The organism is Bradyrhizobium sp. CCGUVB4N, assembly GCF_024199945.1.
Taxonomy (GTDB): Bacteria; Pseudomonadota; Alphaproteobacteria; order Rhizobiales; family Xanthobacteraceae; genus Bradyrhizobium.
Map to the genome: position 1 here is coordinate 6,080,583 of NZ_JANADP010000001.1, position 12,789 is coordinate 6,093,371.

At 64.3% G+C, this 12,789-nt stretch carries 15 protein-coding genes; 4 read left to right on the forward strand and 11 right to left on the reverse strand.

Annotated elements, in window-relative coordinates; all coding sequences use genetic code 11:
- Positions 1-52 precede the first annotated feature (52 nt).
- The 9 genes from NLM31_RS28225 to NLM31_RS28265 form a co-directional block, all read right to left on the reverse strand.
- Positions 53-946 (reverse strand): amidohydrolase, encoded by an 894-nt coding sequence (locus NLM31_RS28225; protein WP_254194375.1) that lies wholly within the window; start codon positions 944-946, stop codon positions 53-55.
- 22 nt (positions 947-968) lie between these two features.
- The gene (locus NLM31_RS28230; RefSeq protein ID WP_254194376.1) at positions 969-2,213 is read right to left on the reverse strand and encodes an MFS transporter; all 1,245 of its coding nucleotides are present in this window, start codon (positions 2,211-2,213) and stop codon (positions 969-971) included.
- A 50-nt stretch (positions 2,214-2,263) separates the two neighbouring features.
- Positions 2,264-2,995: a GntR family transcriptional regulator gene (locus tag NLM31_RS28235; protein ID WP_254194377.1), complete on the reverse strand. Its 732-nt coding sequence runs from the start codon at positions 2,993-2,995 to the stop codon at positions 2,264-2,266.
- Between the two features lie 129 nt (positions 2,996-3,124).
- The gene (locus tag NLM31_RS28240) at positions 3,125-3,322 is read right to left on the reverse strand and encodes a hypothetical protein (RefSeq protein WP_254194378.1); all 198 of its coding nucleotides are present in this window, start codon (positions 3,320-3,322) and stop codon (positions 3,125-3,127) included.
- A 114-nt stretch (positions 3,323-3,436) separates the two neighbouring features.
- Complete coding sequence (locus tag NLM31_RS28245) at positions 3,437-4,744, reverse strand: adenylate/guanylate cyclase domain-containing protein (protein ID WP_254194379.1); 1,308 nt, start codon at positions 4,742-4,744, stop codon at positions 3,437-3,439.
- A 30-nt stretch (positions 4,745-4,774) separates the two neighbouring features.
- Positions 4,775-5,938, reverse strand: coding sequence for an ABC transporter permease (locus NLM31_RS28250; protein WP_254194380.1), 1,164 nt, complete (start codon positions 5,936-5,938; stop codon positions 4,775-4,777).
- A gap of 5 nt (positions 5,939-5,943) precedes the next feature.
- Entirely contained in the window at positions 5,944-6,879 is a 936-nt protein-coding gene (locus tag NLM31_RS28255; protein WP_254194381.1) for an ABC transporter ATP-binding protein, read from the reverse strand.
- Positions 6,876-7,664: an HlyD family secretion protein gene (locus NLM31_RS28260; RefSeq protein WP_254194382.1), complete on the reverse strand. Its 789-nt coding sequence runs from the start codon at positions 7,662-7,664 to the stop codon at positions 6,876-6,878. Before NLM31_RS28260 ends, NLM31_RS28255 begins: the two co-directional genes overlap by 4 nt.
- Positions 7,661-8,347, reverse strand: coding sequence for a TetR/AcrR family transcriptional regulator (locus NLM31_RS28265; RefSeq protein ID WP_254194383.1), 687 nt, complete (start codon positions 8,345-8,347; stop codon positions 7,661-7,663). Before NLM31_RS28265 ends, NLM31_RS28260 begins: the two co-directional genes overlap by 4 nt.
- A 106-nt stretch (positions 8,348-8,453) precedes the next feature.
- On the opposite strand from NLM31_RS28265, the gene NLM31_RS28270 reads away from it, so the two are divergent.
- From NLM31_RS28270 to NLM31_RS28280, 3 genes are read left to right on the forward strand one after another with little or no spacing between them, the layout of a single operon-like run.
- Positions 8,454-8,789: a helix-turn-helix transcriptional regulator gene (locus tag NLM31_RS28270; protein ID WP_254194384.1), complete on the forward strand. Its 336-nt coding sequence runs from the start codon at positions 8,454-8,456 to the stop codon at positions 8,787-8,789.
- Entirely contained in the window at positions 8,786-9,244 is a 459-nt protein-coding gene (locus NLM31_RS28275) for an SRPBCC domain-containing protein (protein ID WP_254194385.1), read from the forward strand. Before NLM31_RS28270 ends, NLM31_RS28275 begins: the two co-directional genes overlap by 4 nt.
- A gap of 30 nt (positions 9,245-9,274) precedes the next feature.
- Entirely contained in the window at positions 9,275-9,688 is a 414-nt protein-coding gene (locus NLM31_RS28280; RefSeq protein WP_254194386.1) for a GFA family protein, read from the forward strand.
- A gap of 147 nt (positions 9,689-9,835) precedes the next feature.
- On the opposite strand, the gene NLM31_RS28285 is transcribed toward NLM31_RS28280, so the two are convergent.
- Positions 9,836-10,246, reverse strand: coding sequence for a DUF2000 family protein (locus tag NLM31_RS28285; protein WP_254132445.1), 411 nt, complete (start codon positions 10,244-10,246; stop codon positions 9,836-9,838).
- 200 nt (positions 10,247-10,446) lie between these two features.
- On the opposite strand from NLM31_RS28285, the gene NLM31_RS28290 reads away from it, so the two are divergent.
- On the forward strand, positions 10,447-12,282 hold the full coding sequence (locus NLM31_RS28290; protein WP_254194387.1) for a CYTH and CHAD domain-containing protein: 1,836 nt from the start codon (positions 10,447-10,449) through the stop codon (positions 12,280-12,282).
- A gap of 76 nt (positions 12,283-12,358) precedes the next feature.
- Here NLM31_RS28290 and NLM31_RS28295 read toward each other — a convergent pair whose 3' ends face one another.
- Complete coding sequence (locus NLM31_RS28295) at positions 12,359-12,748, reverse strand: DUF4189 domain-containing protein (RefSeq protein WP_254194388.1); 390 nt, start codon at positions 12,746-12,748, stop codon at positions 12,359-12,361.
- Positions 12,749-12,789 lie beyond the last annotated feature (41 nt).

A 12,789-nucleotide genomic window follows, 5' to 3' on the forward strand; every position in this document is an offset into this window, starting at 1 on the left:
ATTGTCCGTCATGCCCCAAAATAGAGAGCAATCGGAGCAATCGCGATGCGTGTCAGAAACGAAAGAGCGGTCGCGGCGATGCCAACACTTGCGCGCGCTCGCTCGTGTCGACAATGAGCGTGTCGAGGAATTGCCGGTTCTTCGCGTAGCTCTGCGTTGCCTCGAACTGCGTATGCGGCCAGTCGCTGCCCCACAACAGGCGATCGAGGCCGTACGCGTCGCGCAGCAGCGGATAAGCCTCTTTCGCAAAGCTTTCGCCCGCCGCCCCGTTGCGGTACGGCGCGGAGATCTTGACCCACACGTTTCGCGTCGCGCCAAGCTTCAGCACCGATCGAAAGCCGGGATCGGCGACACCGAGTTTCGGATCTGGCAGCGCGTAGTGATCGAGCACGACGGTGACGCCGAGATCGAGCAGCTGCGGCGCGAGCAGCGCGAGATCGGAGGCGTTGCGCTGGATCTCGACCTGCCAGCCCATCGCCTTCACATTTACGAGCAACCCCTTCCATTCGCTCGCAGCGAGATCGGGCAAGGGCTGGCCTACGAGATTGAGGCGAATGCCGACCACGCCGGCGCGATCGAGCTGGCGCAACTCGTCCGCGCTGATCGCGGGATCGACGACCGCGATGCCGCGCAGGCGGCCGTTGGTCTGCTTCAGGCAGTCGACCAGATAGGAATTTTCGGTGCCCAGGAAGCTCGGCTGCACCAGCACGCCGTTGGTCATGCCGTTGTGGTCGAGCTGCTCGAGATAGAGCGACAGCGGCGCGTCATAGTCCGGCGCATAACGCCGGCCCGGCGCGAGCTTGAGCTCGCGATGAAAGACATGGGCGTGGGTGTCGATAACGGGCAATGCCGCCTCACTCCTGGCTGTGGTCGCGACCACGGTGGCGAGCGACGCGAGGCCCGCACCAAACTGGCGGCGCGTCAGGCCGCGCTGGGACAATGTCATGATGGCTGCTCCTCATACTTCGTCAGGCGCGCGTCGCCACGGCCTGCTCGAACACCTTGCCGCGGGTCTCGGGCAGGAGCAGCACCGCGATCAGCACCAATGCATAGGCAAACGCCGCATCGATGCCGATCGCGGGCCCGAGACCGATGCGATCGCCGAGAAAGCCGACCAGGAAGGGAAACGCGGCGGAGACGACGCGGCCGAAATTGTAACAGAAGCCGACGCCGGTGCCGCGTACGCCGGCCGGATAGAGCTCGCTGAACAGCGCCGCCATGCTGGCGGGAAGGCCGGCCGAGAAGAAGCCGAGCGGAAAGCCGAGCAGCAGCATTTCGCCGTTGGTCAGCGGCGCAAAGATGTAGACCAGCACGGTTGCGATGCAGGCGCTGGCGAACAACGCGACATTGGCCCGGCGCCCGATGCGGTCGCTGATGATGCCGCTGGCGACACAGCCGCAGAAGAAGGCGACGATGATGACGGCGAGATAGCCGCTGGAGCCGAGCACCGACAAGTGCCGCACTTCGCGCAGATATGTCGGCAGGAAGGTCGTCAACGCGGCATAGCCGCCATGGGCACCGATGCCGAACAGGCCGCCGACCAGGGTCGAGCGCAGCACGTCGCGGTGGAAGATGCCGGAAAGCGTGGCAAGGAACGGCATCTCTGCATCCTTGGCAACGGCGCGCGGCGGCTCCTTCAGCCCGCGGCGGATGAAGATGATGAGCAGCGCCGGCAACAGTCCGATCGCAAACAGGATGCGCCAGGCGATATCGGCCGGCGCATAGGTGAAGACCAGCGCCGATAACAGCACGGCCGCGCCCCAACCGACGGCCCAGGCGCTTTGCACCGTGCCAAGCGCCTTGCCGCGATGCTCGGGCCGGATGATCTCGGCCATCAGCACCGCGCCGCAGGCCCATTCGGCGCCGAAACCGAGGCCCTGGATCGCCTTGAGCACCAGGAGTTGGGTGTAGCTCATCGCAAAGGCTGAAGCGAACGTCGCCAGCGCAAAGGTCGCAACCGTGATCTGGAGCGCCTTCACCCGGCCGAAACGGTCGCCGAGCGCGCCGCCGAGCCAGCCGCCGAACGCACCGAAGAACAACGTGACCGAGCCGAGCAAGCCGGCATCGGCCTTGCTGATGCCGAAGGCCGCGATCAGCGCGGGGATGGCAAGGCCGAACATCTGGACGTCGAGCGCATCCAGCGCCCAGCCGCCAAAGCTTGCCCAGAACGTGCGCCGCTCCAGCGGCGAGCTTTCACTGTACCAGTTCGACATGTTTCCTACCCCTGTACTCGTTTATTGCTTGATGTCGTTGAAGGCCGCCGTCAGCGGATCTCGGCGTGGTAGCGGAAGCGATCCGCCGGCCCGCGCGAACGGCGCCATTCGATCGGCCGCCGCTCCAGATCGAGCGCGAGGCGTTCGATCACGATCAGCGGCGCGTGGGCCTCGAGCCGCAACAATCGCGCCTGCATCTCGTTGGCGGTCTCGACCGTCAGGATTTCCTCGGCGGAAACCACGACCTCGCCGCAGCGCTCCTCGTAGAGCGGATACAAGAGGTCGCCGAACTCGGCGGTGTCGATCTCGAGAATTTTTGCGAAACGCGATTGCTGGAGCCAGATCTCCTCGGCCAGCAGCGGCACATCGTCGATCAGCCGCAGACGCGAGAGGCTGATCACCGGCTCGCCCACCGGGATACGCAGCGCCGAGGCGACGGCCGATGTCGCGGGCACGCTCTTGCGCCGGATGATGCGGCTCTTCGGCACGCGCCGCTCGCCGCTTTCGGACTGGAAGCGGAAGAAGCGGAACAGCGAGGAGTTGAAGCGCGCGCGGCGCACGAACGTGCCGCGGCCCTGCTGGCGCTCCAGCACCGCGTCCGCGGCGAGCTGGTCGATCGCCTTGCGCACGGTGCCGATGGCGACGCCATAATGGGCGCCAAGCTCGGCCTCCGACGGAATCGGCTCGCCCGGCCGCCATTCATTGCGGTTGATGCGCGCGGCGAGGTCGTCGCGCAGAAGCTGATAGCGGGGAAGGCGTTCGTCGCGCGGAGCTGAATTCATATAGTCATATAGATGACTAGATGAGAGAGGAGTCAAGAACTACCAGGATACCGAAGGAAGATCGGGGCACGCGGGCGCGAGGCCGGGTTGGCTGACGTCGCCCCACCCGGCCTCGCCTGACTTCGATTGTCAGTTCGTCTTCGGCATGCAGGGCGGCTCCTTGTACGGCGCAGTCGCGTACGCACCCTCCGCCGGAGCCCGCGCGCAGTCCGCCGTCGCATGGGTCGCGCCGCGCCGCATCGGAGCGACGTCACGAGCCGCAGCGGCCTGTATTTGATAGACCGAAGCAGCGATCAGAGCAGCCGAGACAAAGGTCAATCGGGTCATGGTTTCCTCTCCAGGTGATATCAGGAAGCCGGGTTGCGGCTTCCTGAAGTCCAAGAGCGGAATGGTGCCGCGGATATTTCAACGCGCGCCTTCAAAGAAACGCGAGCGGTCCCCTCACCCCAGCTGAAACACCGCGACCGGCTGCTCGTAACCGCGCACCGTGACCTCGCCGAGCGCGACCGCATCCTCGCCATCGTCGCCGAGCGCCTCGCGTACGGAGGCGGAGATCAGGAGCTGCGAGCCCAACTCCTTGTTGAGTGCTTCCAGCCGCGAGGCGAAATTCACGGTGTCGCCGATCACCGTGTATTCCTTGCGCCGGGGTGAGCCGATATTGCCGGCGACGACCTCGCCGAAATGGATGCCGATGCCGATCCGCAGCGGCCAGCTCGTCTGCGCATTGATGTGGTCCATTGCGGTCAGCATGTCGCGGCCGGCGGCGACCGCGCGATGGGCGGCATCGGATGCCTCCAGCGGCGCGCCGAACAGCGCGAGAAAGCCGTCGCCGAGAAACTTGTTCACGATGCCGCCGTGGCGGTCGAGAATATCGACCAGCACCGCGAAGGCACCGTCAAGCCGGTCGACGACCTCCTGCGGCGTGCGCGACTGCGCACCGGCGGTAAAGCCGCGGAAATCGACGAACATCACGGCGACGCAGCGGAGGTCGCCCGCCGCGCTCGTCCCCTCCGCCATCAGCCGCTCGACCACTTGCGGCGAGACGTGCTGGCCGAACAGGTTGGTCACCCGGTCGCGCGCGGTGGCCGCCGCGATGCTCGCGGCGAATTGCCGCCGCAGCTGCGCGCCGACGGAGCCCGCCAGCACGCCGCAGACCAGGATGACCATACTGCGCACGGTGTGGAAGTAGATCAGAGGCTCGCCGGCGTCGCTCACCGGATTGTAGTACAGCGCAACAGCCAGCAGTTCGGCTGCGGCGACAAATCCCGTGAAGGTGGACAGCCAGAAATCAAGCCGCAGCGTCGAAAGAATGACGAAGATGAAATAGACCAGAGGCAACACGAAGCCGAGCGCCTGGCTCGCGCCCATGCTGCGGATCTGGAGGATCAGGATGAGCGTCGGCAGCGACGTCTCGATGAAGGCGCCGATATAGCGCCTGACCACCGGCAGGTCGCGATCGAGCTTGATGTTTCTCCTGATCTGGCTGTGGACCCAGACCTCGAACAGCAGGAACCCCGCCACGAGGACATATTCGCGGACCATGCCCTCGGTCCCGCGCCAGATCCGGTTCGAGATGGCAGGATCGATCACGAAGGTTGCCGTGAGCATGACCATCATGACGCAGCCGGTGGCGATCAACGCCTTCACCCGCAACAGCTCGGTGCGCAGCACTTCGCGCGTCAGCTCGCGCTCGAACTCCTCCGACAAGACGGCTTTCTGCCGGACTTTCCCGCTGACCAGGCTGACCATTTCACCCCCTCGATTCCGGGGCAGTCTGCCTCAATCCAGCGTGCGGCGGAAGCGCGTCACGGCGATGGTCATCGCGACCAGCATCAGGATGGCGAGCGCTGCCGCGTCGAAACGCAGGTTAGGCATGGAGGCGCCCTTCAGCATGATGGCGCGGACGATGCGCAGATAGTGTGTCAGCGGCAGGCATTCGCCGACATATTGCGCCCAATTCGGCATGCCCGCGAATGGGAACATGAAGCCGGACAGCAGGATGCTCGGCAGGAAGAACATCATCGACATCTGCATGGCCTGGAGCTGGTTCTGCACCAGGGTCGAGATCGTGTACCCGATCGAGAGATTCGTGGCGATGAAGAGCGTCGACAGCAACGCCAGCAGGAGGACGTTGCCGAGCAGCGGCACGCCGAACAGGCCGATACCGATGCTGATGATCAGGAAGGCCTGGATAAAGCCGACCAGCACGTAAGGGATGATCTTGCCGAACATCACCTCGACCGGCTTGATCGGCATCGACAGCAGGCTCTCCATCGTGCCGCGCTCGACCTCGCGCGTCACCGAGAGCGCGGTGAAGATCAGCATGGTCATGGTGAGGATGGTGCCGACCAGGCCCGGCACGATGTTGAGGCTGGAATTCGCGGCCGGATTGTAGCGGGCGTGCGCGCGGATCTCGAACGGCATTTCCGGGGGATCGCCGATGTAGAGATCGTGCGCCAGCGCAGTCTGCACGATCATGCCGAGCGAGCCGAGTGCGGCGCTCGCCGCGACCGGATCGGTGGCATCGGCCGCGACCAGCAGCGCCGGCTTGTCGCCGCGGCGCACCGCGCGCTCGAAGCCGCGCGGGATCTCGACGCCGAACAGCACCTTGCCGGATTTCAGGAGGTTGTCGAACTCGTCGACGTCATGCACCTCGTAGATGAAGCGGTAATAGGCGGTATTCTCCAGCGCCTTCAGGACCGAGCGGGCGAGATCGGAATCTTCCTGGAGCAGCACCGCGCTCGGCAGATTGTGCGGCGTGGTGTTGATGGCATAGCCGAACAGCAAGAGCTGCATCACCGGCAGCATCACGATCATCGCGAACGAGACCCGATCGCGCTTGAGCTGGATAAACTCCTTGACCAGCATCGCATAGGAGCGCTTCCAGAAGCCGAACCGCTCCCGGATTTCGTGCGCTGGCGCGGGATGATCGACGGCGCTCATTGCAACTATCCTTGAAAATTGTCCTTGGAGCGGCCCATCAGCTCGATGAACACGTCTTCCAGCGAGGGCGCCGATTTGTGCCAGCGCAGACCGCTGTTGTCGCGCCACGGCGCGATGCTGGCCTCGAGCGCTGCGACGTCGCGCCCGGAAACATGCAGCGATGTGCCGAACGGTGCCACCATATCGATTCCGGGCTTGCCGGTGAGCGCGGCCGTGAGGTCGTTCAAATCCTCGCCCGTTACGGTGTAGGTCGAGAGCGCGGATCCCGCGATCACCTCCTCCACCGTGCCGTGCGTCAGCAGATGACCGTAGGCGATGTAAGCGATCTCGTGGCAGCGCTCGGCCTCGTCCATGTAATGGGTCGAAACCAGCACGGTGAGCCCTTCGGCCGCGAGCGCATGGATCTCGTTCCAGAAATCGCGCCGCGCCTTCGGATCGACACCAGCCGTCGGCTCGTCGAGCAAGAGCAGCTTCGGGCTCGGCAGCGTGCAGGCACCTAACGCGAGCCGCTGCTTCCAGCCGCCGGAGAGCTCGCCGGCGAGCTGCTCCTCGCGGCCCGAAAGCCCGAGCCGCTTGATCATGTCGCGCGCCGCACCGCGCGGGTCGGTGATGCCATAGAGCCGCGCGACGAATTCGAGATTCTCGCGCACGGACAGGTCCTGGTACAGGCTGAAGCGCTGGGTCATGTAGCCGACCTGGCGCTTGATCTTGTCGGCGTCCTTCAGGATGTCGTAGCCGAGGCAGGTGCCCTCGCCGCTGTCGGGTGTGAGCAGGCCACAGAGGATGCGGATGGTCGTGGTCTTGCCCGAGCCGTTCGGCCCGAGAAAGCCGTAGATCGAGCCGCGCTTCACCTGCATCGACAGATCGTGCACGACCTCGCGGCCGCCGAACGACTTGGTCAGGCCCTTGACGTCGATCGCGATGTCGTTGCCGGCGTTCATCGCTTGTCCGCCACCGGCGTCTTGGGATGGAGATAGACGTCGATCGGCTGCCCCACCCGCAAGGCATCGGGCCGCGAGGGCCTCGCCTGGATCAGGTAGACGAGCTTGTTGCGCTCCTCCAGGCTGTAGATCACTGGTGGCGTGTATTCAGCCGAGGTCGCGATGAAATAGATCTTGGCGGTGAGATCGGCCGCGCAATTGTCGCAGGCGACCCGCACTTCGTCGCCGATCGACAATTTCGGCAACTCCGCTTCCGGCACGAAGAAGCGCAGCTTCATGTTGCCGGGCGGCATGATCGAGAGCACCGGCCGCTGCGCCGCGACCATCTCGCCTTCGCGGAAATAGATCTGCTGGATGGTCCCGGCGACAGGCGCAAAACCCTTGCGCCGCGCCAACCGCGTCTCCGATGTGACCACCCGCGCCTGCGCGACCCGCAAGTCGGAGACGGCGGAATCGAGTGCTGCTTGCGTGCCCGAGCCGGTCTTGCGCAGGGAATCCGCGCGATCGAACACCTGCTGCGCGTTGGCAAGCGTCGCCTTGGTCTGGTTGAGATCGGCAAGCTGGAGATCGTCGTCGACGGAATACAGGGGATCGCTGACCTTCACGACATCGCCTTCGCGGATGTCCAGCTTGATGACCCGGCCCGCCTCGTCCGGACTGACATAGATCATGTCAGCTTCGACCCAGCCCTGGAAGCCGGGATCGCGCTTCTCATTGCAACCGGCAAGTCCGGTTGCGAGCACAGCGGCCAATGCGATTGCAAATATGATTTGCGACGACCTCATGTCGTCCTCCGTTCGCCAAAAATCAAATCGAGATGGACGCGCAGCATGTCCTGCGCATCGAGCGGCGCGTGCCGCGCAAACAGGCTCTGCCAGATCACCGCGATCATCGCGGGCGCGATCAGGATCTGCGGATAGCGAGCGAGATTCTTCTGGTGGATCTCGCCGCGGGCCACGCCGAGCTCGATCAGGGCGCGCATGCCCGCGATCCCGCGCGACACGACCTCGCGGTAGTAGAAGTCGGCGACCGATGGAAAGCGCGGCCCTTCGGCCACGATGAGGCGGACCAGATCGCCGCGCCTCGTCCCGATCACCTCTTTGAGAAAGTTGCCGGCAAAGGTTTCGATCAGATCGCGCACCGAGCCCGTCGGCGGCGGCAACGCATTGAGCCGCGCCACCACCGGCACGATCACGGTGCGCACCAGCTCCTCGAACATCGATTCCTTGTCCTTGAAATGCAGGTAGATCGTGCCCTTCGCGACGCCTGCGCGCTTGGCGATGTCGTCGAGCCGCGTCGCGGCAAAGCCGCGCGCGATGAACTCCTCCATCGCAGCCTCGACGATCGCATCGCGCCGCTCGGCCGCGCGCGTGGCGCGGCTCGGTGCCGGAGCAGCGGCTTCCCCGTCCGCTTCCGGCTTGCGACTTGCTGCTTTGGCCGCAGCCGCTTTGGTGGGCTTCTTTGTCATTCGTTATTTATGACTGACTAGTCAGTCATAGTCAATGGGAATCGCGGCCATTGACGCCGAACAAATTAGTATTGACTAATGCATTAGCCAATGCTAATTGATTGACATGATCGAAGCCGCCCCAAACCCTGTCTCCGTCGTGATGCGCGCCCTCGCCGATCCGACCCGCCGCGCGGTGTTCGAGCGCGTGTTCGAGAGCAAGGAGATCAGCGTCGCCGAACTCACGCGCGGCAGCGGCGTGACGCAGGGCGCGATCTCGCAGCACCTGAAATCGTTGAAGCAGGCCGGCCTCGTCGCCGAGCGCGCCGAAGGCCGCAACGTCTATTACCGCGCCGCGCCGCAAGGCCTCGAGCCGCTGGTGACCTGGATGGATCATTACGGCGTCTTCTGGCGCGAGCGCTTCCAGAACCTGCGTGACCTCTTGAAGGAGATCGACCCGTGAGTGCAGCCGCGTTGAAAGCCGAGACCAAGGACATCGTTCTGGACGACGTCTTCCCTCACGCACCCGAGACGATCTGGAAAGCGCTGACCAGCGCCCAGCTGATCGCGCGCTGGCTGATGCCACCGACCGATTTCGAAGCCGTCGTCGGCAATGTCTTCACGTACCAGACCAAGCCTGGCGGCAACTGGGACGGCGTCATCCATTGCCGCGTTCTGGAGGTCATACCGAACCGGCGCCTCGTCTATGCCTGGCGGGGCGGCGACGAGCGCAACATCGGCTACGGCGCGCCGCTCGACACCGTCGTGACGTGGTCCCTCACCCCGGTCGAAGCCGGCACGCGGATTCAACTGGTGCATGCGGGTTTCGTGCTGCCCCGGAACGAGAGTGCCTACACCATCATGAGCGGCGGCTGGAAGAAGGTCGTCCGGCAGCTCGACGAGATCAGCGGCGAATAAAAGTAACGAGACAGTCGAGGAGTGATCACGATGGACAAGCCCTACACCGGCGGCTGCGCCTGCGGTGCGATCCGCTATTCGATCGCCGGCGAGCCCCTGTTCGCCAACCATTGTCAGTGCCGGGACTGCCAGCGTGAAAGCGGCACCGGACATGGCTCCTACGCCACCTTCGCGCGCGAAGGCGTCACGGTGACAGGCGACGCCAAAAAATGGGACATGACCGGCGACAGCGGCAATGTGAAGACGCGAGCCTTCTGCCCCGCGTGCGGCGTGGCCGTCTACATGACCTTCAAGGCCATGCCCGACATCTTCACCATCCGCGCCGCGAGCCTCGACGAGCCCGCCCGCTACAAGCCGCACGTGGTGACCTACGCGGCGCGTGCGTATGACTGGGACCATCTCGATGCTGGCCTGGCCAAGTTCGAGACGATGCCGCCGAGCTGAGGTGCGCTCCCTCTCCCGCTTGCGGGAGAGGGTTGGGGAGAGGGTTTCTCCGCAACGGGACAATCCCCTAGAGGAAAGAACCCTCACCCGGCGCGTTGCGCCGACCTCTCCCGCAAGCGGGAGAGGTGAAACTCATCAGCACCTGCTTCAACTATGAAATTTTAGGCCGTCGACGATCTTGTCGATCACTTTGCGATCGGCGCGCATCGCGATGCCGACGAGATTGAGATCGGTACGCGCAACCGTCTTCACCGCCTCGCGATTGGCGGCATCATGCGTGGTCTTGAACATGTCCTCGGTATAGACCGCGGGCGTGACGCTGCGCGTGAGTGCACGATCGAGTGCACGCGACAATGCCGGACCATCGGCACCATAAATCAGGATCGGCTGGCCGATCAGCGCAAGATATTTCGTAGCCGAGGCGTCCTCATAGGTGTCGCCGATGCACTCCGGAAAGGCGGCCGCGACGCCGCTCGTCAGGAACGATGCGACATTGAGCTTCTGCCAGGCCTGGAGATCGTTGCGAATGACAACGGCGATCTTGGTGTCGAACTGCATGATTTCTCCCAACACACGTCCAAGCGTCGGGAAAGAAAGAAGATTCCCCGCGCGAATGACGGCGGACATGAACGTAACCCGGATTGACCCATTGATCACAGCTCGGAAATTTCAATGGAGATGCGACGGCTCGCGCTTCTCCCCGCGAGTCAAGTCGGGTATATGTCTGCGCTCTGTCACCGAACTGTCATAAAGCGTGTATGTCCGAAACCGGCGCCATCAAGCGAGCCCTCGACCCCGTACAACGGCTTGCGAAGGCCAACGGCCATCCGATCCCTGAGGATGGGAAGAAATCTAACGATTTTGTTGTTCCTCCCCCTGGTGAGGCGCCCGGCTCCGCGTTCCCCGACGATGCATCTTCGCACGACGAGTCTTTGCAGGCCGGGTTCTCCGCTGATGACGCGCGTGCGGAGACGACAGCGCCGGAACTCCCGCCGTCTCGCGATGACGTGCCGCGCGCGACCGAAATCGAGCTCAAGCTGCTCGTGGCTTCCGACCGCCTGGCGGGGTTCAACGCTGCGCCCATCATCGCGACGAATGCGCGCAACAAGGGCACGCGCAAGCACCTGAAGGCGATCTATTACGACACGGCCAAGCATGCGCTCCAGCGTAGCGGATTGAGCTTTCGAGTCCGTCAGAGTGGCGCGCGTTTCACGCAGACAGTGAAAGCCGAATTGGCCAACGATCCGTTGCGGCGCGGCGAGTGGGAGGCAAGCGTGCCTTCCATTGCGCCCGACATCGCGCTGGCGCTTCCCTTTATTCCGGAGAAGCTGCGCGCCGATCTCGAACGTCATCCGCTCGAAGCGGTCTTCACGACCGACATTCGTCGACATCAGCGCATGGTGGACCTGCCGTCCGGCACAGTCGAGATCGCCTTCGACCAGGGCCAATTGATATCCGGTGATCGCTCGCTGCCGGTCAGCGAGATCGAACTGGAGCTCAAGAGCGGTAGCCCGTCCGCAATCTGGGAATTGGCTTTGCGGCTTGCCGAGCATGGTCCGGTGAAGCCTTCGATCCGGACCAAATCGGCGCGCGGCTTCGATCTCGCGGCCGATGTGCCGCCGCGGGCACCGAAGCCGCCAAAGCTTCGTCTCGATCCGTCCATATCGCTCGATGAGGCCTTTTCCGAGATCCTGCGATCCTGTCTTTTGCATTTGCTGCAGTCGTTGCCGGCTGCCGAGGACGGGCGCGATCCCGAAGGGATGCATCAGCTTCGCGTCGCGTTGCGACGCCTGCGATCCGCGCTCGATCTGATGCGATCAGTGGTGTCGCTGAACAAGCTCGACCTGATGCGCGCCGAGGCGAAGTGGCTCGCGGCAAGTCTCTCCGGCGCACGTGACTGGGACGTGTTTCGACAGGAGACGTTGCGGACCGTCGCGGATGGCTGTCCGTCTGTCGCCGGCTTCGACACGCTGGGCGCACTCGCCGACGAACGTCGCGCGACCTGCTACGAGGAGGCCCGCCTCGCCCTCGCCGACCGGCGCTGCCAGTATTTCGTGATCGGGCTCGGCGCCTGGATCGAAGCGCGCGGCTGGCGCAGCGAGGTCGCTCCCGAAGGTCTGGCGCAACTCGCAGAGCCCGCGATCAATTTTGCACGCAACATCCTCGCTGCTCAGCATGCAAAGGTGCTGAAGCGCGGCCGTCGCTTCAAATCGCTGCCGACCGAGCAGCGGCACCGCGTCCGTCTCGCCGCGAAGAAGCTGCGCTATGTCGCCGACTTCCTGCTCCCGCTCTGCGAGCACCGCAAATCGGCGCGGCGCTTCTCGCGCAGGCTCGCCGACCTCCAGCAGGAGCTCGGTGTCTACAACGACATGGCGACGACGACGTCACTGCTTGCGGATGTCGGCGCGGGCTCGACCGGCAGCGGCGTGGCCGCCGCGGCAATCGCCGGCTGGCAGGCCCATGCCATGGTCGGCATCGAAGCGCGCCTCTTGAAAGCCTGGTCGGAATTCACCGGGGGCAAGGTGCCTTGGTCGGTGGATGCGCAGGAGCAGCCGGCAAAACTGGTGCAGACCAACGCGGGATGGTTGCGCTAGTCCTGGATGGCTGCGCTAGCCTTGGATCGCTGCGCTAGGCTTGGAATCGCTGCGCTAGCCTTGGATCAATCCTTGATCAGCCTTTGGCGTCGCAGGCCCAGGCGCGGATCACGCATTCCTTGCCGCCATATTTGTAGCATTCGCGCGTGGCCGCATTGAGCGTGGCCGAGATCTTCGGCTTCACGGCATAGCCATAGGCGCCGCAGGGATTGGCCATGTCGACCGACATCGCCGCGCAGGCGCGCTTCATCGTCACGGTCGTGCAGTCGCCCTTGCACTGCTTTTGTGCCGCGACACGCGCTTCGTGCTCGGCACCAAAATCATAGGCCTGGCCATAGGCGCCGCACTTGCCGACGGCAAATGCGCCGGCCGCATGGGCTTCGGTAATATGACGGGCGCCGGCGACACAAACCGACAGCGCAAAGAAAAACATCGCGCAGCGGCGCGCGACGACGTTCGAAATCATGGAAACCCCTCACCCCCAAGGCAGGTGGAGAGGACTCTAAG

What these genes read in the sequence shown, in the direction of transcription:
- NLM31_RS28280 (WP_254194386.1), top strand. Translation starts at nt 9,275, where the DNA reads ATGGACAAGCCCTACACCGGCGGCTGCGCCTGCGGTGCGATCCGCTAT.
- NLM31_RS28290 (WP_254194387.1), top strand. Translation starts at nt 10,447, where the DNA reads ATGTCCGAAACCGGCGCCATCAAGCGAGCCCTCGACCCCGTACAACGG.
- NLM31_RS28270 (WP_254194384.1), top strand. Translation starts at nt 8,454, where the DNA reads ATGATCGAAGCCGCCCCAAACCCTGTCTCCGTCGTGATGCGCGCCCTC.
- NLM31_RS28255 (WP_254194381.1), bottom strand. Translation starts at nt 6,879, where the DNA reads ATGAACGCCGGCAACGACATCGCGATCGACGTCAAGGGCCTGACCAAG.
- NLM31_RS28260 (WP_254194382.1), bottom strand. Translation starts at nt 7,664, where the DNA reads ATGAGGTCGTCGCAAATCATATTTGCAATCGCATTGGCCGCTGTGCTC.
- NLM31_RS28285 (WP_254132445.1), bottom strand. Translation starts at nt 10,246, where the DNA reads ATGCAGTTCGACACCAAGATCGCCGTTGTCATTCGCAACGATCTCCAG.
- NLM31_RS28250 (WP_254194380.1), bottom strand. Translation starts at nt 5,938, where the DNA reads ATGAGCGCCGTCGATCATCCCGCGCCAGCGCACGAAATCCGGGAGCGG.
- NLM31_RS28235 (WP_254194377.1), bottom strand. Translation starts at nt 2,995, where the DNA reads ATGAATTCAGCTCCGCGCGACGAACGCCTTCCCCGCTATCAGCTTCTG.
- NLM31_RS28295 (WP_254194388.1), bottom strand. Translation starts at nt 12,748, where the DNA reads ATGATTTCGAACGTCGTCGCGCGCCGCTGCGCGATGTTTTTCTTTGCG.
- NLM31_RS28225 (WP_254194375.1), bottom strand. Translation starts at nt 946, where the DNA reads ATGACATTGTCCCAGCGCGGCCTGACGCGCCGCCAGTTTGGTGCGGGC.
- NLM31_RS28265 (WP_254194383.1), bottom strand. Translation starts at nt 8,347, where the DNA reads ATGACAAAGAAGCCCACCAAAGCGGCTGCGGCCAAAGCAGCAAGTCGC.
- NLM31_RS28230 (WP_254194376.1), bottom strand. Translation starts at nt 2,213, where the DNA reads ATGTCGAACTGGTACAGTGAAAGCTCGCCGCTGGAGCGGCGCACGTTC.
- NLM31_RS28240 (WP_254194378.1), bottom strand. Translation starts at nt 3,322, where the DNA reads ATGACCCGATTGACCTTTGTCTCGGCTGCTCTGATCGCTGCTTCGGTC.
- NLM31_RS28245 (WP_254194379.1), bottom strand. Translation starts at nt 4,744, where the DNA reads ATGGTCAGCCTGGTCAGCGGGAAAGTCCGGCAGAAAGCCGTCTTGTCG.